The following is a 24,189-nucleotide window of genomic DNA, read 5'->3' on the forward strand; positions in this document are numbered from 1 at the left end:
CTTTCAAGTAATCCGGATGAGTCCGCAGATATTCCGTGATCATGCCTGCAACTGCAAGCTGCCCCCTGTGTCCACGGGCCCGGTGGATCTGTTCACACAAAACTTCAGGTTCACCATCGAGTACCTGGAAAAGACATGCTGTAAGGAATTCCATCCAGCTTAGAATAAGAGCTGACTCCACAGTTGCCAGGGCCATAAGTCCGGTCATAACAGATGTCCCGTTTACAAGGGCGAGGCCTTCCTTACACTTCAGGATAACTGGAGACATACCGTTTTCTTTAAGTGCGGTCTCTGCCGGAAGACGCCTGCCGTCAACCCTGGCGTACCCTAACCCAACTAAAAGGCGGCTCATGTGAGCCAATGGTACCAGATCGCCACTGGCGCCAACTGATCCTTCGCTGGGAATCTCCGGTAATACATTCTTATTAAGGACATATAACAGCAGTTCAACAACTTCAACCCTGATTCCGGAATATCCACGAATCAGGGCATTTGCCCTGGCCATCATGATTGCCCTTGTCTCAAAAGACGTAAAAAGCTCCCCCTGACCGACGGATAGATGATGAAGCAGATTAAGCTGGTGCTCTTCCAGTTTATCTTCAGAAACCCGAGTAGCACTTAAAGAACCAAAACCTGTATTAATACCGTAAATCGCCCTCGGTTCACTTGCCAGACGTTCCACAAAATCGCGACTCTGTTTCATCAACCCGGCAGCTTCCCGGGCGATAACACATTCATGCCCATGAATAACCGCTTGCCAGACATCCTGTAATTTAAGTGAATGTCCATCAAGCAAAATCATATCTTTTCTTTTTTTCTCAGTCATATTCACCTTTTGTATTCAATAGTTGCATTTTTCAGTAATGGGGCAGGCTGCCGCCACTGCGACACCTCCTGAATCCGGGACATACCTCCGAAGATATTTTTTTCAACATGGATATCCCTGGCAGGCTGCCGAAGTACTCTTTAAGCGGCACATCTGTCATTCTGAAATGGACACCTGCTACCCCAGTCAACACCAGATCCTTGTGATGGCAATGATAAGACAATAGCTGTTTTATTTCAAGGTTGAAATTAAATAAGTAAAGAGGCCGCGTGTCGGCGGATTAACAATAGATTTTTTTCTCTTGACTATCTTATAGATTATTGTTACAAATACATTGCTACAAATATTACACATCTATGTTCTGCTTCTAAGTTATTTAGTCGAGTTTCTCGCAAAAATTAGCGTAGAGAATTGAAATATGCTGAAAGGGGGTGGTTTGAAACCAATATTAGTTCTAACGTTAATGCTTTATGTAGTCTAAAATTAAAGTTAGATTCAATCTTTTTATTAACAAGTGTGGAGGGTAACGATGAAACGCAGATGGATATTTTCTTTACTAACAGCTTCATTAGTAGCAGGAATGGTTGGAACCAGCTATGCAGAAGTAAAGTTATCAGGCGGGGAATTGAGAGTCAGGGGCATCATGGTTGACAATTCTGATGCCAATATGGATGGCGGTTTCTTTGAACAGAGGACACGCCTTAATGCTGAGGCCTCTGCAAATGATAACGCCAAGGTTATGGTCCAGATACAGGACAGCAGGACATGGGGAGCTGAAACCAGCACCGTTTCAACTGGAACTGAAAATGAGGCATTAGATGTGTCTCAGGCTTATGTTGATCTTTTAAATCTCGGCAATTCTCCTGTGTCTTTAAGGATCGGCCGTCAGTCTATGGCTTATGGGGAACACAGGCTGATAGGTTCCCTCGAGTGGAGCAACAACGCGAGACGGTTCGACGCTATTAAGGGTAGCGTCAAAATTGGCGATGCTGCAGATGTTGACTTCTGGACCGCTAAGTTAAGTGAAGCTGGCCAGGACTGGGGTAATGACAGCAATTTTAACGGCATCTATGCGATGCTCAAGATGGTTCCAGATAATGCCATAGACGTTTATATACTGCAGAAGATCATTGGCACAACTGAGACAAACTTCTTTACCGCTGGAGCAAGGGTCAAAGGGGACATTAAAAACATCGGATTGGATTATGCTGCAGAATTTGCTGCTCAGTTTGGCGATGCCAATGCAACAGATTCAATGAGCGCCAATGCCTATGCTGCACGGGTCGGATACACAATTCCTGCAGCTATGAACCTGAGGATTGGAGCTGAGGTAGACGGTGCAACTGGAGAAGACACCAGTACATCAGATGTTGAAAAGTTTGACAACCTCTACCCGACCAATCACTATCTCTATGGCTTTACGGATGATGTGAACTGGACAAACATGTTCGCTATTAACGGCACTGTCAGCATAAAGCCGTTAGATAACCTCTCACTGGCGATTGAATACTGGAAGTACTCACTTGCCGAGAAAGTAGCCGGAAATGATGATAACGGCTCAGAAATCAATGGAAAGGCAAATTATACATTGAGCAATAACGTAAATCTTGAAGCTGCCTATGCTTTGAGGGATGCCGGTGATTTCGCTGTGGCATCTTATGCTGGTTATGGTGCGATCCCGGCAAACAAGAGCGCTACATTCGGTTACTTGATGCTTAATGTAAAGTTCATGTAAGACAGTCTATGGAGGTCACGCCTCTGATATATAAGCGTGACTTGAAAAGGCCAGCAGAAAAAATCTGCTGGCCTTTTTTTATACCAATCATCATTCAATCGCAACCCTCAGGACAGCCCTATTCCTCCCCGATAGGGAGTGTATTTTTAAGCGTGAAGACTACAAACAATTTTGTAATTTTAAAATCACCAACAACACAAATTTGTAGCATCAAACATCCCAAAATCCTCCTCCACAACATATTAATTCCTTAATTATCAATTAGTTACCTTCATTATTCCAGAATGGCACACAGATTGTAATGTATATGTATCATGACTCAGTTAAAGACTACCATTGCTGATGTTGAAAGACGGCTCATAATAGATGCACTTGAGTCTTCAGGATGGGTGCAGGCAAAGGCCGCAAAGATGCTTGGCACAACTCAGAGGATATTGGGTTACAAGATCAGGAAGTATGGGATAGAAGTAAGAACCAACAAAGGAGGATTAGAAAATGAGGAAGAGTCTGACAAGGATTATTAGCGCGATGTTCTTAACAGGTGTTATAGGTGCTGCTAGCGCATATGCTACTCCATCTACTCATGTATGGTCGCCGTCAACGGATATTCAGGCTTATGGGGTAGCCCATATAACGAGTGATATTTATCTACCTGTAAAGAAAGTAACTGATGTAAATGGTGACGGAATTAACGACCGTGGTGGAACTATAACAAACCTCGGTTTAACCGTCGGCGTTCTTCCATTTGAGAAAGTAGGGCTTGAGGTCGGTTTTGACCACATTGAAGGTCAGTACCCACTCTATTTCAATGCAAAGTTAGGTATACCTGAAAATGCCTATGGAAAATTTTTCCCTGCTATCGCAGTGGGAGGTTATTCAATAGGAACAAAGTCAGATGTCACTGACTTCAATATCTATTATGGAAAGGTTGCTAAGACAATAGGACCGGCCGGAAGGTTTTCCGCCGGGTACTACACAGGAAATGACAAACTTCTTGTGGATGAAAACGGCAAATCATCTGAGAGCGGCGTTCTCCTGTGCTGGGAAAGGACGATAAGCGAGTTATCAGAAAACCTGTGGGTCTCCGTAGACTACATGGGAGGAGATAACAGCTTCGGCGCCCTGAGCTATGGTTTTGCATGGAAATTTGCGCCTAATACAAGCGTAATATTCGGTTATGTGGATCAGATCAAAGATGAGCTGGCTGCTGATTCATTTACCGTTCAGGTAGATATAGATTTTGATGTATTTAATAAATAGAACTGACTAAGGAGGGATTCACAATGGAAAGATTTTTTAAACTCATACTGGTAGCACTCACAACAATCATGCTCTCCTCCACCCTTGTCTTCTCAGAGGAGGCCGTTGTACCTGCGGGAACAGCAACAGGCGGGGAGACCGTAGTTGTTCATGTAGAGGGGGCCGCAGCTGCAACTGCGGAAATAGCTCCGTCGGCGCCGGAATGGGACGCAAAATTTGCAGCGGACACATTGTGGGTTATGATCGCTGCGTTTCTTGTATTCTTCATGAACCTTGGGTTTGCAATGGTTGAAACGGGACTTTGCCGCGCCAAGAACGCTGTAAACATCCTCTCAAAGAATGTCATAGTCTTCTGCGTCACCGCAGTCGTCTTCTGGTTCATCGGGTTTGCGGTAATGTTCGGCAATGGCAATTCATTCTTCGGCACAGTGGGATGGTACCTCTCAGGGGCAGACAACAGTCCTGCCACTGGAGATGCCTATAGAGGTATATTTGCCTCTCTGGGCTGGACAGGGGTACCACTCTATGCAAAATTCATGTTTCAGTTAGTTTTTGCAGCGACAGCAGCAACAATAGTATCAGGGGCAGTAGCTGAAAGGATTAAATATTTCTCGTTTTTTGTCTTTTCTGCTTTCATGGCTATTTTAATATATCCTGTCGCAGGTCACTGGATATGGGGCGGCGGCTGGCTGGCAACTATGGAGACACCTTTCCTTGATTTTGCCGGCTCTACAGTAGTCCACAGCATAGGAGGATGGGCTGCATTAATAGGTGCAATATTTCTCGGACCCAGGATTGGGAAATATTCCAAAGATGGCAAGGTTAATGCCATTCCGGGACATGATATGGGTATGGCTACACTCGGTATGTTTGTACTATGGTTTGGCTGGTTTGGATTCAACCCGGGCAGTACAATGGCCGCTGACCCGGACGCCATAGCAAGGGTCGCTATCAATACCTGCCTGGCCGGTGCTGTCGGTGGTGTTGCATCAACATTTGTCTCATATATTGCACTGGGAAAGCCTGATTTGAGTATGGTGTTAAATGGTATACTCGCCGGACTTGTTGCAATAACGGCTCCATGCAACTGGACAACACCGGGTGGATCAATAATTATAGGCTTAATAGCCGGCATTCTCGTAGTTTACGCAGTCATATTCTTTGACAAGGTAAGGGTGGATGACCCTGTGGGCGCCCTTTCCGTACATCTGGTCAATGGCATCTGGGGCACTCTGGCTGTAGGACTCTTCGCAGCTGATATTGGCGGCGTTAAAGGATTATTCTATGGCGGCGGTACAGCACAGTTGTTTTCACAGATAAAGGGAGTTGCTGCTGTTGGCGTTTATGTGGTCGTATTAAGCGTAATATGCTGGGCTGTCATTAAAGCCGTAATTGGATTACGTGTCAGTGAAGAAGAAGAATTTGAAGGACTTGATATGGGTGAACATGGAATCCAGGCATATCCTGATTTTGTGAGCTCGCCTTCTATGAGAAAGATGGGAGAGATGGCCGGGGGGAGGTAATTGAGGGGGGAGGAAATATACGGAGGACAACTTATGAAAAAGATTGAGGCTATTATAAGGCCATTTAAACTTGATGAGATTAAGAATGCACTGAACAAGGTTGGGATACAGGGAATGACCGTCAATGAAGTAAAGGGGTTCGGCCGTCAGAAAGGCCACACGGAACTCTATCGCGGTGCCGAATATGTTGTAGACTTTCTGCCAAAGACAAAGATAGAGATCATTGTTGGAGATGAGGCCGTAGAAAAGGTCATCTCAGCCATAATGGACTCATCAAAGACAGGCAAGCTCGGAGACGGGAAGATATTTATAACTGACATTGAGGAGACAATAAGGATAAGGACAGGGGAGCGTGGGGAAGACGCAATATAACTAACAGGCAGACATTACAAAAATGTAGCGATGTCTGCCTATTTTACAATTTTGTAACAACTCACAGCTATAACTTTGCATCACGACTACTTTATCTATCTTATTAATCAGGTAGTTACACACACCAGACTGACATGGCATATAATGTGTAATACACCTCCCACATGAAAATCTTACTGGAGGGATAATAAGATGGAAAGCCAAATTAATTCGGGAGATACGGCATTTATCCTTATTTCCGCAGCGCTGGTTATGCTCATGACGATACCCGGCCTTGCCATGTTCTATAGCGGCCTGGTACGAAGAAAGAATGTGCTCGGGACGATAATGCAGAGTTTTATTCTCGTTGGGCTCATTACCATTCAGTGGGTCTTCGTTGGCTATTCCCTCTCCTTTGGCCCGGACAGGATGGGATTGATCGGAGGACTTGAATGGTTCGGCCTCAGCGGTGTCGGGCTTGCGCCAAACCCTGACTATGCGGCAACTATTCCTCACCAGGCATTCATGATCTATCAGTGTATGTTTGCCATAATCACGCCCTGTCTGATAGCAGGAGCATTTGCCGAGCGAATGAAGTTTTCAGCATTTGTCATATTCAGCCTGCTCTGGTCTACGATTGTATATGACCCGCTCGCTCACTGGGTGTGGGGCACTGGCGGATGGATAAGAAATATGGGGGCACTTGATTTTGCAGGAGGCACAGTCGTCCACATCAGTTCAGGAATATCAGCCCTGGCCGCTGCAATTATAATTGGAAAAAGAATCGGTTACAGGAGAGACCCTATGCCGCCGCATAATATGACACTTGTAGTCATTGGAGCAGCCCTGCTCTGGTTTGGTTGGTTCGGATTCAATGCCGGCAGTGCCCTGTCTTCAGGCGGACTTGCAACCAGTGCATTTGTCGTAACACATATAGCGGCGGCTGCTGCTTTGGCAACATGGACATTCATTGAATGGTTTCATCATGGGAAACCAACGATCCTTGGGGCAGCAACCGGTGCCGTTGCAGGTCTTGTTACAATCACGCCAGCTGCCGGGTTTGTCAGTCCCATCTCCGCAATACTGATTGGTATCATGGCAGGTATCGTCTGCTTTTTCGCAGTTGTTATTTTGAAAAATAAACTGGGATATGATGACTCGCTCGATGCATTTGGCGTCCATGGTGTCGGCGGCGCATTGGGTGCACTGGCAACAGGACTTTTTGCCTCAACTGTAATCAATCCAGCTGGTGCAGACGGTCTTTTCTTTGGGAACATTGGCCAGTTCGGCACTCAAGTGGCAGCTGCAGCGGTTAGCGCAATATTCTCATTCGTTGCAACGCTTATTATCCTTAAGGTCATTGACCTTATAATAGGTATCCGTGTTCAGGAAGAGGATGAGATCATGGGGCTTGATTTGAGCCAGCATAATGAGACAGGTTATACATTTTAAGGACTTTACATTTTAACATCCATTTGTTACTCTTGAGCGGAACGGAGGCAATTATGAAAAAAATAGAGGCCATAATAAAACCATTCAAACTTGATGAAGTAAAGGACGCCCTTAGCCAGATAGGAATTAAGGGAAATACTGTTACAGAGGTAAAGGGATTCGGACGTCAAAAGGGGCACACCGAACTTTACAGGGGGGCGGAATATGTTGTTGATTTTCTGCCAAAGATAAAGCTTGAAGTGGTAGTCACAGACGATATGCTGGAAAAAGTGATTCAGACGATTGTAAATACTGCTCGTACAGGAAGAATAGGCGACGGCAAGATATTCGTTACAAATGTAGATGATGTGGTGAGGATAAGGACAGGAGAGCGCGGGGAAGACGCGATATAATTTATAAATACTAATTCTAAATCCTGACAAGCTGTTGCGTAATTGCGTCAGGGGATTCCGAAACAAGACCTAAACAGGTTCAGCACAAGGTTCGGGATGACATAAGATTAAATAATAATGAACACAATCCGTATCGGGTTAGCCCAGATAAATGCGTGTGTCGGGGATCTTGATGGCAACACCAGAAAGATCATCAAATTTGTAAAAGATGCAGATAAACTGGGTGTGGACATCATTACATTCCCTGAGCTTGCAATTACCGGCTATCCTCCGGAAGACCTCCTGCTCAAACCTGGTTTTGTAGATGACAACATTGACTCACTGAAACTAATAGCAAACAAAACGTCATCTCTTGACATTGCGATAGTTACCGGTTTCATTGACAGAAGCGATGACCTGTATAATTCTGCGGCTATTATAAGCAAAGGAATAATCGCAGGGATATATCACAAAAATTATCTGCCAAATTATGGCGTATTCGATGAAAAGAGATACTTTAAAAGCGGCAGCGAGTGTCCACTTTTTATAGTAGCGGACGTCATTGTAGGAATAAACGTGTGCGAGGATATCTGGTATCCAGACGGGCCATGTATGGACCAGGCCCTTGCGGGGGCTCAGTTAATTCTAAACATTAATTCATCACCCTATCACAGGGGTAAGGGACAGTTCAGGAAGCGTATGATATCAACCCGCGCATCTGATAATACGGTATTCATCGCTTACACTAATATGGTCGGCGGCCAGGATGAACTGGTTTTTGACGGTCACAGCATGATTTTCAATCCATCCGGTGAACTTATCGCATACGGAAAGCAGTTTGAGGAAGATCTTATCGTGAAGGACATTGACGTAAGATCAGTTGAGCTTGCAAGACTGCATGATCCGAGAAGAAGGGCACAGAGGTTCTCCAATCAGACTGTTTCGCAAATCTCAGCCATTAGAATATCTGATACGAAGAGCAGAAAAAGGAAACCCGCACTAAGCCAGAAACCCGTTAAACCTCTTGACTCTGTCGCAGAGGTATACAATGCCCTGCTCCTCGGGACAAGGGACTATGTGAAAAAAAACGGGTTTAAGGAGGTTGTTATTGGGCTAAGCGGCGGGATAGATTCAGCCCTTGTGGCAGCTATAGCCGTAGATGCCCTTGGCAGGGATAATGTGACAGGGGTATTCATGCCATCACAATATACAATGCCTGAGAGTGGAGAGGACGTAAATGCACTTGTAAAGAATCTCGAAATCAAATTGATTACTATACCTGTCAACGATATCTTCAAATCATACCTGAACATACTTTCTGAACCTTTTGCAGGCTTCAAACCTGATGTTACAGAGGAAAATCTCCAGGCAAGGATTCGAGGAAACATCATTATGGCATTGTCGAACAAGTTTGGCTGGCTGGTACTAACTACCGGGAACAAGAGCGAGATGAGTGTCGGATATGCTACTCTTTACGGAGACATGGCCGGAGGCTTTGCCGTTATTAAGGATGTTCCCAAGACCCTTGTATACGAACTTGCCCGCTACAGGAATCACATAGAGGGGAATAGAGTTCCTCCCATACCTGAGAGGATACTCACAAAAGAACCGACCGCTGAGCTGAGGCCGGGACAGAAGGACTCGGATACACTGCCGCCGTACGATATCCTGGACCCTATACTTCATTCTTATGTAGAAGAAGACAGGTCATTTTGGGAAATAGTTGAGTCCGGATTCAAAAAGGATACAGTTGCAAGGGTAATTGCAATGGTTGACAGGAGTGAATATAAGAGGAGGCAGGCCCCTCCAGGTATCAAGATAACAGCAAGGGCATTTGGAAAGGATTGGAGGGTACCAATTACAAACAGGTACAAAGCATAATGTCAGGTATTGATGCAACACAGGTCTATATGACCATAAATATAATAACCCATTTAGAAAAAGGAGGAGCAGTAAAATGACACCACGCGAAGTATTGGAGTTTGCAAAGAAGAACAAGACAGTAATGGTAGACCTGAGGTTTATGGATTTCCCGGGTCTATGGCAGCATGTTTCTGTTCCTATATCTGCACTTGAAGTATCATCATTTGAAGATGGCTTTGGATTTGACGGCTCAAGCATCCGGGGCTGGCAGGCAATAAACAACAGCGACATGCTTATGATCCCGGACCCCTCTACAGCCATTATGGATCCATTTACACAGCACCCTACACTAAGCATGATCTGCAATATAGTAGACCCCCTGACAAGAGAACACTACAGCAGGGACCCGCGATATATAGCCCAGAAGGCAGAGCAGTATCTAAAATCAACAAAGATTGCCGATACCAGCTATTTCGGGCCAGAGGCAGAATTCTTTGTATTTGATGATATCAGATATGCTCAAAACGAACATTGCGGCTTCTATTACGTAGATTCTATAGAAGGTCAGTGGAACACTGGAAGAGAGGAACACCCTAACCTCGGATATAAACCGCGTTATAAGGAAGGCTATTTCCCCGTGCCCCCTATGGATACCATGCAGGACCTTAGAACAGAGATGGTTGTCGAGATGCAGAAGTGCGGTATAGACATTGAGGCCCAGCATCATGAAGTGGCAACTGCCGGTCAGAATGAGATTGACATGAAATTTGACACCCTGACAAGGGTTGCAGACAAGCTCCTTCAGTATAAATATATAGTTAAGATGGTGGCAAGGAGACATAATAAAACTGCGACCTTTATGCCAAAGCCTGTATTCGGCGACAACGGGTCCGGCATGCATTGCCATCAAAGCCTCTGGAAGGGCGGCAAGCCATTATTCTCAGGAAATGAATATTCAGGGTTAAGTCAGTTGGCCCTTTACTACATAGGCGGTATCCTTAAACATGCACAAGCACTTGCAGCGCTGACATCACCAACAACCAACTCTTACAGACGCTTAGTGCCCGGTTTCGAGGCGCCTGTAAACCTTGCATACTCAAGCAGAAACAGGAGTGCATCTATCAGGATCCCGATGTATTCAGCAAGTCCAAAGGCCAAGAGGGTGGAAGTGAGATTCCCTGATGCTTCATGCAATCCATATCTGGCATTTTCTGCCATGCTCATGGCAGGACTTGACGGCATCGAAAACAAGATAGAACCGGGAGCCCCGCTTGACAAGGACATTTATGACATGAAGCCTGAGGAATTGACAGACATCCCATCGCTGCCAGGCTCTTTGGATGAGGCGCTGGGACACCTGGAAAATGACAAGGAGTTCCTGTTAAAAGGTGGTGTATTTACGGAAGATGTCATAGATACATGGATTACCTATAAGAAGGCAAAGGAAATTGATGCAATGAGGCTCAGACCGCATCCTTACGAGTTCAATCTGTATTTTGATATTTAAGAGAGCAAATTAACACAACAAAAAAGGAGACGGACCTAACCGTCTCCTTTTTATTTTCAGATTGTAATGATAGAATATCCTTCACGTATGAGATGCCCCAGATGCGGATACACAACAGAATATGAATTTGAGTCGTGTCCTGTGTGCATGACACATGCTGATTCATTCAATAGAGTTAATCCAGCCGCCAGCGAAAAAGGTGGTTTCTGGGTGCGACTTTTGGCATTCATTGTTGATAATATAATTATCTTTTTTGCAACTGCGTTCTTTGCCTTCGTCGCTGGCCTGGCAACAGGACTGGGCGGTTTAACATCTGATGTGTCCGCTGAGAATGTTGAGTACCTCTCTACAATATTTGGTTTCTGCATAGGAACCCTGTTAGGTCCATTTTATTATACTTTTTTTACGGGATGGGAAGGACAGACTCCAGGCAAGAAACTTATGGGACTGCGCGTAATAACCATGACAGGTGAAAATGTTGGTTATGGCCGGGCATTATTACGATACATGGGATATTTTGTTTCCTTCTTCCTTCTTGGACTTGGATTTGTTATGATAGCATTTGACAGGAATAAACGAGGTTTCCATGATTTTATTGCAGGGACATGCGTAATCAGGGTCGAATAGGTTGAACGACTCCTATAAGTCAGGAGGCAGGTATGGAATTATCACATCTGAATAAAGATATGGAACTAATTCTAAATGCGGAACATCATGATCCATTTTCATATCTCGGTATGCATCCACAGTGGTTCGAAGGTAAATCTGTTGTAGCTGTAAGGGCATTCCTGCCTGAAGCTAAAGAGGTCTCTGTTATAGATGCTGAATACAATGATGTTGTATATCCAATGAACAAGAGACATCCTGAAGGCATATTCGAGGTCATTGTTGGTGACAGGACCAATGTGTTTCCCTACAGGCTCAGGATTCTTGATTCATCCGGCAACATACAGGAATTCAATGACCCTTACTCGTTCCTCCCCATTATAAGCAGTTTTGACCTTCATCTTTTTGCCGAAGGTAAGAACTATTTCATATACAGGAAGATGGGGGCGCATGTCCTGACACATAATAATATCAGCGGGGTGCAATTTGTGGTCTGGGCGCCTAATGCCGCACGTGTAAGTGTAGTAGGAAATTTCAACAGATGGGACGGAAGAAGGCATCCTATGCGTGTGCTGGGAGGCTCGGGTGTCTGGGAACTGTTCATACCCGGTCTGACTGAGGGTGAAACATACAAGTACGAAATAAAAACAATGGACAGCCTGATCCTTCTGAAGAGCGATCCTTACGGTCACTTCTCTGAAGTAAGACCAATGACCGCCTCCATAGTAAAAGATATAGACAGTTATAGCTGGAACGACACGGAATGGATGACATCACGTCAGCATAAAAACCTCCATCAGTCTCCTGTATCAATATATGAAGTCCACCTTGGATCATGGCGAAGAAAGAGTGACGAAGGAAACAGATTCCTGACATACAGAGAACTTGCCCATGAACTGGTTGATTACGTTAAGGAGATGGGGTTCACTCATATAGAACTCCTCCCTGTAGCAGAACACCCTCTTGATGTCTCATGGGGCTACCAGGTAACAGGCTATTTCGCACCGACAAGCCGTTTCGGAACACCGGAAGACCTGATGTACTTTGTAGACCACTTACACCAGAATGGTATAGGTGTGATACTCGACTGGGTGCCTGGTCATTTCCCCAAGGATTCACATGGTCTCGCATGGTTTGATGGAACGGCCCTGTATGAGCACCTTGATCCGAGGATAGGTGAACACAAGGAATGGGGGACCCTCGTATTCAACTATGGTCGTAATGAGGTAAAGAATTTCCTGATATCAAATGCGCTCTTCTGGTTTGATAAGTATCATATAGACGGTGTACGTGTAGATGCTGTCGCCTCCATGCTCTATTTAGACTATTCTCGTGAAGAGGGTGACTGGCTACCAAACAAGTACGGCGGAAGGGAGAATCTCGAAGCTATAGACTTCATAAGAGAGTTCAATGAGATTTCCTATAAATACTTTCCCGGCATCATGACGATAGCTGAAGAATCTACCTCCTGGCCGATGGTCTCAAAGCCGAATTATGTGGGCGGTCTTGGTTTCGGTTTCAAATGGAATATGGGATGGATGCACGATACCTTAGAGTATTTTTCTCTGGAATCCATATATAGAAAGTATCATCAGGGCAGTCTGACTTTTTCACTTCTGTATGCCTTCCATGAAAATTTCATCCTTCCCCTCTCTCACGATGAGGTGGTTCATGGCAAGAAGTCACTCCTCGATAAAATGCCAGGATATTTCCATGACAGGTTCTCAAACCTCCGGTTGCTCTATGGGTTCATGTATAGTCATCCTGGCAAGAAACTCCTCTTCATGGGAGGTGAGATCGGTCAGTGGTGGGAGTGGAATTGTGATGTAAGCCTTGACTGGCATCTACTTCAGTATGACATGCACAGTAAAATGCAGAGGTTTGTCAGAGACCTTAATCACCTATACAGGAATGAACCCTCCCTATATGAAATAGATTTTGAATACACGGGGTTTGAATGGATTGACTTCCATGACTCAGACAACAGCATCATCTCCTTTTTAAGGAGGGGAAAGAACCAGGATGATATCCTGATATGTGTATTCAACTTTACACCTGTGCAGCGTGATGGTTATAAAATAGGGGTACCAATGCCGGGGTTCTACAAAGAAATTCTTAATAGTAATTCAGAGATTTACGGCGGAAGCAATATTGGAAACTCCGGTGGTGTATGGTCAACACCACATTCCTGGCAGGGTAAGCATCATCAGTTGGAACTGATATTACCACCCCTTGGTATGGTAGTGCTGAAACCGGAGAGGTAATTAACTTGAAAATAACCTTTCAAATCCCCCTCCTTCGACAAGCTCAGGACAAGCTTTCCCCCCCTTTTCTAAAGGGGGGTATCTGATTTCCCCCTTTGAAAAAGGGGGATTAAGGGGGATTATTTTTTAAAAATCCTGACAGTCCCGAACTCTCCGTCATACCCCGCTTCAATATGCACTTCTCCGCTTCGTACACGCCTGATGGCCTCAGCCAGCGAAGGACTGCCGGAGTCCGAAATTACAGCGATCGGAACATCTGATAAGATGGACAACTCGCTTCCCAGCGCTTCGATTAACTTATTATAAGAATTCTCAACGGTCTTACTGTTCACACCCACCCCGCAGACTTCAGAGATTATCTCGTGCAGGGGGATAATCCTCCTGAATGGAACAGTAGCAGCATGAATATCATCTTCAACCCTGTCTGCAAGGGTATCTACACGGCTCATGACACCTACGGTCACCCTGTCACCACATTTCGGACAGCGCCCATTGTTCTGTCTGGTCTCCGAAGGGGTCATCCTCTGTTGACAAGACCTGTGGCCGTCATAATGATATTTACCCTCTTCAGGAAAAAACTCTAATGTGCCAATAAATTTCGTACGGTCTCCTTCACGAATGGCATCATGAATACCTTTATATGACAGGCTGGTATCAAAGATGTTTGCCTCCCGTGCAAGCTTCTTTGGTGAGTGTGCATCAGAATTTGATATTAGTGTGATCCCGTCGAGAGCTGACAACCTACGGTTCATTTGCGGATCAGATGACAGCCCCGTTTCTATCGCACATATATTCGGCGTAAGATCTTCAAAACACTCCTCCATTGTATCAAACCCTGAGTTTGAACCAAAGACAGAGAAATGCGGTGTCCATGCATGTGCCGGGATTAACATAACGTCAGGAGAGGCATCAAGTGCGATCCTTAACAGCACCTTGCTGTCAAGCCCGAGTATAGGCCTCCCGTCTGCCTTCAGATTACCTATCTTTGACAATGCATCGTTAATCCGCTGTACTGCTTCAAATGAAGGGGCAAGGAGGAGATTATGCACCTTGCGGGTCTTGCCATTCTTACTGTATATACAACTTATCTCAGACGAAAGGATAAAACGGACATCAGCGCGGCATGACCGGGGGACTTCATTTTCTATTCCCGAACTATATTTATGTTTAAGCCGGAACAGACCGGACTCGGCCTCCTCCAGCTTCTCCTGAAGATTCAAGAACCATTTCGGGTGAGTAAAATCCCCCGTGCCGACAACAGTAAGTCCCTTTATCTGAGCCCATTTGCAGATGCTCTCAAGCTCCATCTCTTTACTGGTCGCCCGCGAATACGGCGAGTGTACATGCAGGTCTGCTATATAACGCATATTCCCCTTGCACTCCTTTGTTAAGACATGATAGAATTACCCGACTTCAGATCAGCAGGCGCGTAGCTCAGTGGGAGAGCGCTTCCTTGACACGGAAGAGGTCGGGGGTTCAATCCCCCCCGTGCCTACCAATTAAATCAAAGAGATACAACCTCTCAGCTACATCTCAAAATTGTGCTGCTGTTTTTTTCGTTTAGTGTGCTATCAAGGACATCAACCGCTTTTACCATGAGAAAGTTTATTATACGAAAACATGAGGTGGTGTCAAGGTTATAATAGACTAGAGTTTCGTAACAGAGCGGATGCATTAGGAAAAGGCAACATCATTCCGTGAAAAAAAGGTCGACAACGTGAGATTCCAGGGAGTAATATATATTATATAGATATATAGAGATGCTTTCTCAGGAGGTGTGAAATGAAAAACAGGGTACTTTTTGTAGTTTTGTTCTGTTCAATGATCTTTCTATTTGATCATCCGGTCATGGCAGAATCCCCAATGCACACAATGGCTGGCATTTTGATGCATCTGAATCATTCCCCAAGCGATGCAGATAGAAAGAGTCTGCAGCAAATCATCAGCGACAACAGCACCCCGGCAGAGGAGCGAGTCCTGGCGACCGCCATCCTGAACATGAATCATAAAGTTGGACAGGATGACAAGACCAAACTGAGCCAAATCATAGATGACACATCTGTGCCCGCCAACGTACGTGAGATAGCCAAAATCCTTTTGAACCTGAATCATAAACCGACTCCGGATGATAAGAACAAACTTCAGCAACTTATGCAGTAATAAAGCATCAACTCCTTCCTGAAGTCAACGATTGTAACTATTGATAAATTATTGTACATTTCAATTGGTAATTGATGGTCTGAGATAAACGGGGGTGATGGTCTTATATCAGATCTCATGGAAACATTCAGTCAGGAAACTCAAGATAGAAGCTATAATATAATTTACGTCAAGATTAAGTAGAAAAAGAAGCTTAGAGGAGGTTAGTCTTATGAGACAATACAAAATTATCGTAGAAAAACATCCTGATGGTTATGTGGCTTATCCGTTAGGACTTAAAGGTATTATAGTTGGCCAGGGTGATACATATGATGAAGCCCTATCTGATGTGAAATCTGCAATCCGTTTCCATATTGAAACTTTTGGTGAAGACGTCCTTGAGGTTGAGCCACCTATCCTTGAGGTATTCGTTGCAGAAGCTGGTGTATAGACATAATGCAAAAATTTCCAGTTGATGCTCCAAAACAGAGAGTAATAAAAACACTTGAGACTTTGGGTTTCCGAATAATCAGAGAAAGGGAGCACATCTCAATGGAACGGATAAATCCTGACGGAACTAAAACCCCTCTCACTATGCCAAACCATTCAAAGATCAAAGCCTCAACACTTCGAACAATTTGCACACAAGCAGGTATTTCAAGAGATGATTTTCTTGCTGCTTATAATAAATCCTGATTAAGTGTACATATCTTTACAGAATAGCACTTTATTTAGCCTTGACTATGATAATCACTTTCTCTCCGAAATATTTGATTTTCAGGATCTGGGTTCTTGTGGTTTTGTAGGTGTTTACGTAACATAAAGATTTTTAAAATCTATCGTGCTGATCTTATACTTAAAGTTTTGTTGTTAGCGAAACAAATTTTTCCCATTGCTCGCATTTGCTATTATAAGGAGCCATTTTTGAATGGCGCCATTCTTTTTCCCACGTCCCTTTCTTATATTGTTACTTTAAAATATTTGGACTTAATAAATATTATATATTATTGTAATTGATAATGTGGCGTATTCAGGAGCAACGTGACATTGCGAAAACGTATGGGAGATTGCCAGAGGCAGTCATTTAGAAAGAGGTAGCTTGACAGTGTGATTCCGCAGGCGGATGTAAGGTACATCATTATTATTGCCCTTATGGAAAAGGTCATCTTAAAAAAGACAAGCAGGATACTCGGAGGCCATTTATGGATATTCTCCAATGAGCTGATGAGTAGTCCAAAGAATTTTATTCCTGGTTCACTCGTCAGCCTGTATGACAGGCAGAATAATTTCATGGGAATAGGATATATCAACCCCAATTCACTTATTTCCATCAGGCTCCTGACAAGAAATAGAGAGGATATTGATGCTGGCTTTTTCAGAAGACGTTTAATTAACGCCATTGATTACCGGAAGAGACTTCGTGCAGACAGTAACTCCTGCAGGATTGTCTTCAGCGAGGGGGATTTTCTGCCGGGGTTGATAGTTGATAAATACGCTGACTGCATAGTCTTGCAGTTTCTGACTCTTGGTATTAATAATATTGGTGATATGATCCTGAATCTGCTCGATGAGATATTCTCCCCATCAACGATAGTGCTGAGAAACGACAGCCACAGCAGGCTGCTTGAAGGGCTGACGCTTGAAAAGAAGATAGTGAAGGGATCACTTGACCCACTGCCTGTGATTAGGGAGGAAGATGTCACGATTGAGGTAGATCCCATGAGAGGTCAGAAAACAGGCTTTTTCCTTGACCAGAGGGAAAACAGGATTGCCCTGAGCAGGTATATAAGTGGAGGAAAAGGACTTGACCTGTTCTGTTACTCGGGCGCCTGGGGCTTACATCTGGCAAAAAAAGGGGCTGAAATAACATTTGTTGATGAATCCGAATCAGCCCTGTCTATAGCAGGGAAAAATGCGAAATTGAATAACCTTGAGGCCAGTTGCGGATTTGTAAAGAAAGACGTGTTCAACTTTTTGCATGAAGAAGTGGAGGCTGGAAAATCATATGATTTCATTGTGCTTGATCCACCCGCGTTTGTCAAAAGTAAGGCAAAGATTAAGGAGGCTGTGAAGGGTTACAGGGAGATAAACTCGATGGCGATGAGGATGATAAAAAAAGGGGGCATACTTGCCACATCATCCTGCTCTCACCACATTGACCGGACACTCTTCCTTGAGATACTGCGGGATGCGGCAAAGGACGCAGGCAGGACAGCCCGGCTGATTGAGTACCGCTATCAGTCCACAGATCACCCGATCCTGTTATCTGTCCCTGAGACAGAGTATCTAAAATGTGCCTTCCTTGAAGTAATTTGAATAACAAAACGCTGGGTTTAAATAGGGACAGCGCCTATTTATTTAACTCTGATAGTGCCTACAAATAAATAGGCGCTGTCCCTATTTAAACTGTAATTTGACTTTGCCGGTATATCTCATGTAAACTTACAATAATCATGAGAATTAAGTTCAGAAACATCTTGTTATTCAGCCTTGTTCCTCTAATAATTCTCTTATTTGTCTCAATTGTATCGTATCCTCAGCTTGCCAACAGTGTTATGCCATCAGATATATGTCCAAAACATGATTTTTCTACTGGTGAGTACACATCATGCTACTATTGCCACAACGCAGAAACCGAGGGTGAGGCTGGTTTTACTATAAATACAGACAGTACAAATTGCCTTAGTTGTCATGATGGGTCAACTACGGACTCATCATCAGCTTACACCACATTTGGGAGCATTGCAGGACGTCTTTCCGGCCGGATAGCTATAGGACATATGAAGGGAGTTGACCACCCGTATTCTGTAAGTTACATGGACGCTAAAAACGTAAGCCCAACCCTGAAACTTCTTGCAACCCCGAAACCCGGGACTGTACCATTATTCAACAATAAGGTGGAATGCGCAAGCTGTCATGACCCCCATAGCTGTGATGACAACCCCATCTTCCTGCGCATATCAAACGACCGCAGTGCTTTGTGCCTGGCCTGCCATGATATGTAGGCTAAGAAAAACAGCCTCTGATTAAAACAATTTCTTAAACCCGAGCCCTACATCTTCAAAATGTTTATCAGCGGTTAGAACCTGTGAAACACCCAGGTCCTTCATAACGACAAAAGATGAAAAATCAAAGAATGAGATATATGGCTTATCGCTGTATTTCTTACTCATCTTCCATGCCTTCTCCCACCTCTCTTCATTGATCCTTTCCATTACAGCTATGCCATTTTTAACTGCTTCTATAATTGTATCTATAAAAACAGCAACCCCATCGGGATCTGTTTTTGCCCTTAAAAGGGTTATCGTCTCGGCAAGGACATAGTCAGTGGTAACAGGAACTCCCTTCTTAAGCAGGAAAGTTTTATAGAAGGATGCTGTCTTTTCATGTTGCGTGTCATTCTTATTGGCGATAGCTGCCCATCCCCATGTATCAAAGAAGACCTTTTTCACTTTCTGGATACTCCATATAAATACTTATCATGTTCATCAGCAAGGTCTTTGGGCCCGTCCTTACATGTACCTGCTATAGAAAGAAGTCTTTCTGTCATTTCATCTTCTATCGGAATTTTCTTCTTTCGCTTCCATTCTGACAGAAAAAGATCTACTGCCTTTCTTATTATCTCAGCAACAGGTATCTTGGAATCTTCCTGAATTCTCTCCAATGCCTCTTTTTGGCGAGGTTCTATAAACATCTGAAATCTTACTTTTGCCATTTCAACCTCCTACACACATATTACATAACAAACATGTGTATGTCAATTTAATCTTTTCCATTCCCGCTATTCAGAAAGTAGGAACAAAATTCTGTCAGCATGCACCTGCACAGGGACAATTTTTTATAGAGGCGGAATGGACATAGGATCAGGAGTTAAACTTCAATCAGGAAGTATGTGCATACCTCTCTTGAGAATTAATCCTTTAAAAAAACCCTGTTTAAAAGTCTGAGTGCGTTTTTAATGTTTTTAATATCACGGTTAGATAGCTTCGATAACTGGTCTTTATCGTCTGTATAGGACTTCTCTGATGGAGCTGTCCCAGATGGTAACAAGTCATTGATCGTCACGGCCATGGCGTCTGCAATTCTTAAGAGAGAGTCAATGCTTATATTAACCTTTCCTCTTTCAATCTCACCAATATATTTATAACTTAACCCCGATTTTTCCCCTAACTCCTCCTGTGTAAATCCTTTTATTCGGCGTAGACCACGTATTGTATTACCCAATGTTACTTTAAGGTCTAATGGTTCTTTTTTCATGATGTGAATTATATGTGGTGTTTGAGCTACAATAAACCATATATATGTTAATTTATTGCTTGACTCATAGCACATATATGTCTTATATTAGACGCGTATGAATATTGCCGTTCATGTACCTGCGAGGCAATTGTAAGCAATGTAAGGAATTGATCGCTAATTCCCTGATAAAGATGAATATCTCGTAAAAGCTTTGGGAATTCAAAGGAGAAGTTGCCATGAATACGATTAAAATCCTTATTATTGTAATAATCACATATATTATGTTTATACCCCTTGGCTGTGGAGGCGAAGCTGATAATAGCAATAATACCTCAACAGGCAAAGATGTTTTACATTGGGATAGCGGTAAGTGGGATGAAAATAATTGGGGGGAATAACAATGAAACTCATATATTTAATAATAGGCATGTTATTTATGGTTACACCAGTATGGGGAGAACAGCTATCCATACCACATAAATTTTCACCAGGAACACCAGCAAAGGCATCTGAGGTGAATGAAAACTTTGAAGCTGTTGAAGATGCAATAAACAACCTAAACAGTGGCAATATTCAAACAACGACTTCAGATGTATTGAAGAATATTTCATTTAAGAAATATGAGAACACAGAATATGACGGGGTAGCAGCTGTATCATGTCCAATTAATATGATTGCTGTAAGTGCGGGATGCACTTGTGATATTGCTACAACTGGCCCTATATTTGCTCTTGCAATTGTAGGTAATGGTAGCGTATGCGGCTGTTATCCCAGTCTTTTAGATACAGACTTTACTACCAATAAATTAGACGTTAATGTCGTGTGTGCTGAATCAACCTCCACAAAAGCAGTTTCATCAGTGATAATGAAGAAAGATGTGGCTTATCAATGGGCTGAAGAACTGAGACAAAAAGAAGAGGAGCTTACAGAAAGTCGGAAAATGGCGTTAGAAAAATTAAGAAACAGATAAAACTCATCCTAATCCTGCTGTCACTGATAAGGCATGGCAAGGGTAGTGACCTATTTCATTATTCATTATTATTGAATGAGAACCCCGAAGCAAGCTGCAGGTTCTTCATTCTCCTTGCAGTAGCCTTCATATACAAATCACCTCCTTAATTTTTCAGTTATTCTACATCAAAATACCCGCTTTTCTATAGCTGTAGAAGCCTTCGTCAGAGATGATGACATGCTCCTGCATGGATATATCTGCGGTACTTAGTGCCTTCCTTGCAGAATCAGTAAGCAGATTATCATTATCTACAATCTATCGAACCGGACATCACTCTTATTCACTTCTATTCAATCTGATCTGATTAATTTAATCTGGTAAAGAAAATCTTTTATTCAAAATATTGTGAGAGGTGACAGAGGGAGCCCTGGGCGAACAGGATTTGATCTGCTATGTCATTCATTACAGCCATCATCCACCTTGCTGTCCTGAAGCGTTGTTGGCGGTTCAATAGAAATCAGCCAATCTGTCAGGTTTGCAGATTCATGATTACCGTTCTGGCTGAGGCTGAAGAGCAGATCTTCTTGTCGTGGTTGACCGAACACCATCCGGTAAAGAGCCAAGCCCTGCTTGAGGCGTTTAAGTTTCGCAACTTCCTTGCTGTATGGGAGTAGTGGGATTCGGCGCTCCACCCGCGCAGAGCCTTCCTCAAAAATCCAATAAGGGATCAACTCACAATGCCCGTTGGACCTGCCTTTGGACGCAATTTGAAAAAGCTCTTGCCAGGGGTCACCTTTTCCTATGAACCCAGAAAGAGCCCTTAGTCCGTATCTCTCAGCAATATTTTTCCTGACTGCGTGCCCTTTGTATCGGTGAACCCTGCCTTCACGCTGTTCAAGGTCGACCGGGTTTGACGGCAAATTCCAGTGCACTACTGCATGGCACCAGGTATGGAAGTCCAGACCTTCCTGGCCAATTGATGTTGACGCTAAAATGAAAGGTCGAAATGGCGAATTGAAAGCATCTCGCACTGATTCTGCACGAACGAGGGCTTGATTGTTGTCATCCCGGATATCTCCAAAACGGAGCGCAAACCGGCAACGAGTGTTGAAATCGTCGATTGCAAGCCTATCTCCCAGTATTCGATGGTTTCACCAGCCTTAACGCAGATGGCAACTTTATCCACCATAGCCGCATGTTCGAGGTCGGAAGGCCGGAGCGGGGCTGATTTTTCTACTTCAATCAACATTGAGTTGTGATCCCGAGTTGTCCCAACTCGCTCTGTACGGCACATCACTTTGAGCAGAGCGTTTTCAAGATCTACCTTATTCCCGGGGTGGTATTGTGAAACTGAAGCGCAGGCATGGAGTGTTGTGCGATGTTCGGTAATTAGTTTCTTAACCTCATCGACACGGTTTGATTCATTGAACAGGAAATTGAGGGTCCTAATAAAATCCGGATAGTGATCATCCTCATCCGACTCCTGGTCAAGCGTATACATCTTATAAGGGGTTGCAGAAAGGAGCAGGACACGGACATCAGGGTGTTCAAAGAGAACAGTTGCCAAAATGGATGCTTCGTCATCCCCATCCAGCAAATGTTTAAATCTCTGAAACTCATCCAGTATGACCAAGTCAGGTTCCAAAGCTGACAGGCATACGGAGGCCAACATACTCCTGAGCTTCCCTATAAGGCGGTAACGCAGCTCTGAGTCTTCCGAAGAAATTCTGCTGTAGTCTCGGTACCTGGCAAAACGCTCGCAGCAATCCTTTAGGTTCGAGTAGAGCTCCACATCATTGAGGACGTCTTGCCGAAATGCTTTGGATAGGTCCGAGTCTAGGTCCTCAGAAGGCAAATTCTTCGCTTTTGACCGCCAGTTATCTTTCCCAGCTGTCGCCTGCAACATATTGAGCAAGCCCACACGTAACCTTCTTCGGCGATCATTCATCGCCATTGGCAAATCGAATAACATTCTGTAGAGGATGGCCCGTTCATCGGCATGGCCGCCACGACTGAGTGCATGATCAAATGCGGTTCCAGGAGTTAGGCTAATGAAATTTACTTTGTTCTTCCTGAGGGATCGTACTTGCCTGGGGAGATAAGTGAGACGTGTCGCAATTGAAAAACCATCAGAATCACTGACATTCAATCGATTGACATTTTGTATTGCGATTGCAGCATTAGAGCAGATGTAAATCACATCAACCCGGTTTACTTTATCTTGGATGTGCTCTAAAGTCTTGGCAATGATTCCCCTGGCAACAAGCGTTTTCCCCAGACCCACCTCATCAGCAACCAAAAAGCGTAAAGTTGAATTAGCTCCATCGAGATAGAGCCTTTTAAACACATAGTCCACTGTCTTTCTTTGGAAATCCTTTAACCCGGTCAGGGCAGGCTCAGATGAAAAGCGATTGCTGTGCATCACGGCCTCCCAGAGCGGATTCAAATATTGTCCACAGATTCAAGAATTTTTCAGGAATAATTGCACTCTGATTGTCCATAGACGACAGTTCACGAACCAGTCCTGAAATCTCGCACAGCCTATCGGGATAACGGCTGTAGGCTCGAGTCAACTCCTCAAGAAGCGGGATTTCTTCTCCGTCGGCCAGCCGGGACAACCATTTGCCTAACCCGGAGCCATTGCCGGGAGCGAGGTCTCCGCCTGCCATGTCGTCGCCAAGCAAGAGCAAAAGATATCGAATGAAACCATCCTGATTCCTGATGACCGTTTGCAGGATGGCAGAATTTCGTTGATCCGGTATCCCCGCAACAGGAAGGTTTAAAACGAACCGAGCGGAAACATCAGGATGTCGAGTCTTGAGTTCAAAGGCTATGAGGCCGGTAATCGATGATGCTGAAAATTCACCAAGCTCTATTCCTGAAGCATTTCTCGCTGAGACACTCACCGCAAAATCTTGAGTCAGCGTTATAGGCCAAGCGACAGCGTTGACGATCCCCTCAAGAGGCGGAATATCTCCAGTCAGTGTTAAAGACCATAGCTTCTCCTTGGGTATACTCTGGCATACTATTGAGAGGTCCGCGTCTGCCAGTTGGAGGCGAGCATTCTCTATATACGCCTCCGCCTCTTGCCTTCCAGTATC

At 44.2% G+C, this 24,189-nt stretch carries 26 protein-coding genes, 1 tRNA gene and 1 pseudogene; 19 read left to right on the forward strand and 9 right to left on the reverse strand.

What is annotated here, in order from left to right; genetic code table 11:
- Both IT392_01305 and IT392_01310 read right to left on the reverse strand, forming a co-directional pair.
- Positions 1–826 (reverse strand): aromatic amino acid lyase (locus IT392_01305; protein MCC6543123.1); only part of this gene is annotated, 826 nt, incomplete at its 3' end.
- 31 nt (positions 827–857) lie between these two features.
- Positions 858–1,019: a hypothetical protein gene (locus tag IT392_01310; protein MCC6543124.1), complete on the reverse strand. Its 162-nt coding sequence runs from the start codon at positions 1,017–1,019 to the stop codon at positions 858–860.
- 336 nt (positions 1,020–1,355) lie between these two features.
- Here IT392_01310 and IT392_01315 point away from each other — a divergent pair, with 336 nt between their 5' ends.
- The 11 genes from IT392_01315 to glgB all read left to right on the forward strand — a co-directional run bounded on the left by IT392_01315 (position 1,356) and on the right by glgB (position 13,758).
- On the forward strand, positions 1,356–2,561 hold the full coding sequence (locus IT392_01315; protein ID MCC6543125.1) for an alginate export family protein: 1,206 nt from the start codon (positions 1,356–1,358) through the stop codon (positions 2,559–2,561).
- 314 nt (positions 2,562–2,875) lie between these two features.
- Complete coding sequence (locus IT392_01320; protein ID MCC6543126.1) at positions 2,876–3,085, forward strand: hypothetical protein; 210 nt, start codon at positions 2,876–2,878, stop codon at positions 3,083–3,085.
- The gene (locus IT392_01325) at positions 3,057–3,821 is read left to right on the forward strand and encodes a hypothetical protein (GenBank protein ID MCC6543127.1); all 765 of its coding nucleotides are present in this window, start codon (positions 3,057–3,059) and stop codon (positions 3,819–3,821) included. The genes IT392_01320 and IT392_01325 overlap by 29 nt, the downstream gene beginning before the upstream one ends.
- A 23-nt stretch (positions 3,822–3,844) precedes the next feature.
- On the forward strand, positions 3,845–5,344 hold the full coding sequence (gene amt / locus IT392_01330) for an ammonium transporter (GenBank protein MCC6543128.1): 1,500 nt from the start codon (positions 3,845–3,847) through the stop codon (positions 5,342–5,344).
- Positions 5,345–5,377: 33 nt separating this feature from the next.
- The gene (locus IT392_01335) at positions 5,378–5,716 is read left to right on the forward strand and encodes a P-II family nitrogen regulator (GenBank protein MCC6543129.1); all 339 of its coding nucleotides are present in this window, start codon (positions 5,378–5,380) and stop codon (positions 5,714–5,716) included.
- 192 nt (positions 5,717–5,908) lie between these two features.
- Positions 5,909–7,147 (forward strand): ammonium transporter, encoded by a 1,239-nt coding sequence (locus IT392_01340; GenBank protein ID MCC6543130.1) that lies wholly within the window; start codon positions 5,909–5,911, stop codon positions 7,145–7,147.
- Positions 7,148–7,200: 53 nt separating this feature from the next.
- The gene (locus IT392_01345; protein MCC6543131.1) at positions 7,201–7,539 is read left to right on the forward strand and encodes a P-II family nitrogen regulator; all 339 of its coding nucleotides are present in this window, start codon (positions 7,201–7,203) and stop codon (positions 7,537–7,539) included.
- Between the two features lie 117 nt (positions 7,540–7,656).
- Positions 7,657–9,399 (forward strand): NAD+ synthase, encoded by a 1,743-nt coding sequence (locus IT392_01350; GenBank protein ID MCC6543132.1) that lies wholly within the window; start codon positions 7,657–7,659, stop codon positions 9,397–9,399.
- Between the two features lie 76 nt (positions 9,400–9,475).
- Positions 9,476–10,888: a type I glutamate--ammonia ligase gene (gene glnA, locus IT392_01355; protein ID MCC6543133.1), complete on the forward strand. Its 1,413-nt coding sequence runs from the start codon at positions 9,476–9,478 to the stop codon at positions 10,886–10,888.
- Between the two features lie 147 nt (positions 10,889–11,035).
- Positions 11,036–11,515: an RDD family protein gene (locus tag IT392_01360; protein ID MCC6543134.1), complete on the forward strand. Its 480-nt coding sequence runs from the start codon at positions 11,036–11,038 to the stop codon at positions 11,513–11,515.
- A gap of 32 nt (positions 11,516–11,547) precedes the next feature.
- Positions 11,548–13,758 (forward strand): 1,4-alpha-glucan branching protein GlgB, encoded by a 2,211-nt coding sequence (gene glgB, locus IT392_01365; protein MCC6543135.1) that lies wholly within the window; start codon positions 11,548–11,550, stop codon positions 13,756–13,758.
- A 119-nt stretch (positions 13,759–13,877) separates the two neighbouring features.
- Here glgB and IT392_01370 read toward each other — a convergent pair whose 3' ends face one another.
- Positions 13,878–15,125, reverse strand: a complete 1,248-nt coding sequence (locus IT392_01370; protein ID MCC6543136.1) for a DNA helicase UvrD — start codon at positions 15,123–15,125, stop codon at positions 13,878–13,880.
- 56 nt (positions 15,126–15,181) lie between these two features.
- On the opposite strand from IT392_01370, the gene IT392_01375 reads away from it, so the two are divergent.
- The 6 genes from IT392_01375 (at position 15,182) to IT392_01400 (ending at position 18,902) form a co-directional block, all read left to right on the forward strand.
- Positions 15,182–15,256, forward strand: a tRNA-Val gene (locus tag IT392_01375).
- A 284-nt stretch (positions 15,257–15,540) separates the two neighbouring features.
- Positions 15,541–15,918 carry a hypothetical protein gene (locus tag IT392_01380; protein MCC6543137.1) on the forward strand — a complete coding sequence of 126 codons (378 nt, stop codon included), beginning with the start codon at positions 15,541–15,543 and terminating at the stop codon, positions 15,916–15,918.
- 211 nt (positions 15,919–16,129) lie between these two features.
- The gene (locus IT392_01385) at positions 16,130–16,348 is read left to right on the forward strand and encodes a type II toxin-antitoxin system HicB family antitoxin (protein ID MCC6543138.1); all 219 of its coding nucleotides are present in this window, start codon (positions 16,130–16,132) and stop codon (positions 16,346–16,348) included.
- 2 nt (positions 16,349–16,350) lie between these two features.
- Entirely contained in the window at positions 16,351–16,593 is a 243-nt protein-coding gene (locus IT392_01390; GenBank protein ID MCC6543139.1) for a type II toxin-antitoxin system HicA family toxin, read from the forward strand.
- A gap of 411 nt (positions 16,594–17,004) precedes the next feature.
- Positions 17,005–18,213, forward strand: coding sequence for a class I SAM-dependent rRNA methyltransferase (locus IT392_01395; protein MCC6543140.1), 1,209 nt, complete (start codon positions 17,005–17,007; stop codon positions 18,211–18,213).
- Between the two features lie 137 nt (positions 18,214–18,350).
- Positions 18,351–18,902, forward strand: coding sequence for a hypothetical protein (locus IT392_01400; GenBank protein MCC6543141.1), 552 nt, complete (start codon positions 18,351–18,353; stop codon positions 18,900–18,902).
- A gap of 21 nt (positions 18,903–18,923) precedes the next feature.
- Here the strand turns inward: IT392_01400 and IT392_01405 are convergent, their stop codons facing one another.
- The 3 genes from IT392_01405 to IT392_01415 all read right to left on the reverse strand — a co-directional run bounded on the left by IT392_01405 (position 18,924) and on the right by IT392_01415 (position 20,154).
- The gene (locus IT392_01405; GenBank protein MCC6543142.1) at positions 18,924–19,349 is read right to left on the reverse strand and encodes a PIN domain-containing protein; all 426 of its coding nucleotides are present in this window, start codon (positions 19,347–19,349) and stop codon (positions 18,924–18,926) included.
- Positions 19,346–19,612, reverse strand: a complete 267-nt coding sequence (locus tag IT392_01410) for a ribbon-helix-helix domain-containing protein (GenBank protein MCC6543143.1) — start codon at positions 19,610–19,612, stop codon at positions 19,346–19,348. The genes IT392_01405 and IT392_01410 overlap by 4 nt, the downstream gene beginning before the upstream one ends.
- Before the next feature lie 197 nt (positions 19,613–19,809).
- Positions 19,810–20,154: a helix-turn-helix transcriptional regulator gene (locus tag IT392_01415; GenBank protein ID MCC6543144.1), complete on the reverse strand. Its 345-nt coding sequence runs from the start codon at positions 20,152–20,154 to the stop codon at positions 19,810–19,812.
- A 218-nt stretch (positions 20,155–20,372) separates the two neighbouring features.
- Between IT392_01415 and IT392_01420 the strand changes: the two genes are divergently transcribed.
- Complete coding sequence (locus tag IT392_01420) at positions 20,373–20,534, forward strand: hypothetical protein (protein ID MCC6543145.1); 162 nt, start codon at positions 20,373–20,375, stop codon at positions 20,532–20,534.
- A 2-nt stretch (positions 20,535–20,536) separates the two neighbouring features.
- Positions 20,537–21,106, forward strand: a complete 570-nt coding sequence (locus IT392_01425; protein MCC6543146.1) for a hypothetical protein — start codon at positions 20,537–20,539, stop codon at positions 21,104–21,106.
- A gap of 162 nt (positions 21,107–21,268) precedes the next feature.
- On the opposite strand, the gene IT392_01430 is transcribed toward IT392_01425, so the two are convergent.
- The 3 genes and pseudogenes from IT392_01430 to IT392_01440 form a co-directional block, all read right to left on the reverse strand.
- On the reverse strand, positions 21,269–21,403 hold the full coding sequence (locus IT392_01430) for a hypothetical protein (GenBank protein ID MCC6543147.1): 135 nt from the start codon (positions 21,401–21,403) through the stop codon (positions 21,269–21,271).
- 140 nt (positions 21,404–21,543) lie between these two features.
- A pseudogene (locus IT392_01435) lies at positions 21,544–23,510 on the reverse strand (hypothetical protein).
- Positions 23,485–24,189: hypothetical protein (locus tag IT392_01440; GenBank protein ID MCC6543148.1), on the reverse strand; the 705-nt coding region annotated here is incomplete at its 5' end. The pseudogene IT392_01435 and the gene IT392_01440, both read right to left, overlap by 26 nt.

This window comes from Nitrospirota bacterium, assembly GCA_020846775.1.
Taxonomy (GTDB): Bacteria; Nitrospirota; 9FT-COMBO-42-15; order HDB-SIOI813; family HDB-SIOI813; genus RBG-16-43-11.

Excerpts from the sequence above, each read along its gene's own strand:
- IT392_01400 (MCC6543141.1), top strand. The coding sequence starts at position 18,351 with ATGAGAATTAAGTTCAGAAACATCTTGTTATTCAGCCTTGTTCCTCTA.
- IT392_01370 (MCC6543136.1), bottom strand. The coding sequence starts at position 15,125 with ATGCGTTATATAGCAGACCTGCATGTACACTCGCCGTATTCGCGGGCG.
- IT392_01380 (MCC6543137.1), top strand. The coding sequence starts at position 15,541 with ATGAAAAACAGGGTACTTTTTGTAGTTTTGTTCTGTTCAATGATCTTT.
- IT392_01335 (MCC6543129.1), top strand. The coding sequence starts at position 5,378 with ATGAAAAAGATTGAGGCTATTATAAGGCCATTTAAACTTGATGAGATT.
- IT392_01320 (MCC6543126.1), top strand. The coding sequence starts at position 2,876 with ATGACTCAGTTAAAGACTACCATTGCTGATGTTGAAAGACGGCTCATA.
- IT392_01415 (MCC6543144.1), bottom strand. The coding sequence starts at position 20,154 with ATGAAAAAAGAACCATTAGACCTTAAAGTAACATTGGGTAATACAATA.
- IT392_01420 (MCC6543145.1), top strand. The coding sequence starts at position 20,373 with ATGAATACGATTAAAATCCTTATTATTGTAATAATCACATATATTATG.
- glnA (MCC6543133.1), top strand. The coding sequence starts at position 9,476 with ATGACACCACGCGAAGTATTGGAGTTTGCAAAGAAGAACAAGACAGTA.
- IT392_01410 (MCC6543143.1), bottom strand. The coding sequence starts at position 19,612 with ATGGCAAAAGTAAGATTTCAGATGTTTATAGAACCTCGCCAAAAAGAG.
- IT392_01325 (MCC6543127.1), top strand. The coding sequence starts at position 3,057 with ATGAGGAAGAGTCTGACAAGGATTATTAGCGCGATGTTCTTAACAGGT.
- IT392_01340 (MCC6543130.1), top strand. The coding sequence starts at position 5,909 with ATGGAAAGCCAAATTAATTCGGGAGATACGGCATTTATCCTTATTTCC.
- IT392_01350 (MCC6543132.1), top strand. The coding sequence starts at position 7,657 with ATGAACACAATCCGTATCGGGTTAGCCCAGATAAATGCGTGTGTCGGG.
- IT392_01345 (MCC6543131.1), top strand. The coding sequence starts at position 7,201 with ATGAAAAAAATAGAGGCCATAATAAAACCATTCAAACTTGATGAAGTA.
- IT392_01425 (MCC6543146.1), top strand. The coding sequence starts at position 20,537 with ATGAAACTCATATATTTAATAATAGGCATGTTATTTATGGTTACACCA.
- amt (MCC6543128.1), top strand. The coding sequence starts at position 3,845 with ATGGAAAGATTTTTTAAACTCATACTGGTAGCACTCACAACAATCATG.
- IT392_01385 (MCC6543138.1), top strand. The coding sequence starts at position 16,130 with ATGAGACAATACAAAATTATCGTAGAAAAACATCCTGATGGTTATGTG.
- glgB (MCC6543135.1), top strand. The coding sequence starts at position 11,548 with ATGGAATTATCACATCTGAATAAAGATATGGAACTAATTCTAAATGCG.
- IT392_01315 (MCC6543125.1), top strand. The coding sequence starts at position 1,356 with ATGAAACGCAGATGGATATTTTCTTTACTAACAGCTTCATTAGTAGCA.
- IT392_01360 (MCC6543134.1), top strand. The coding sequence starts at position 11,036 with ATGACACATGCTGATTCATTCAATAGAGTTAATCCAGCCGCCAGCGAA.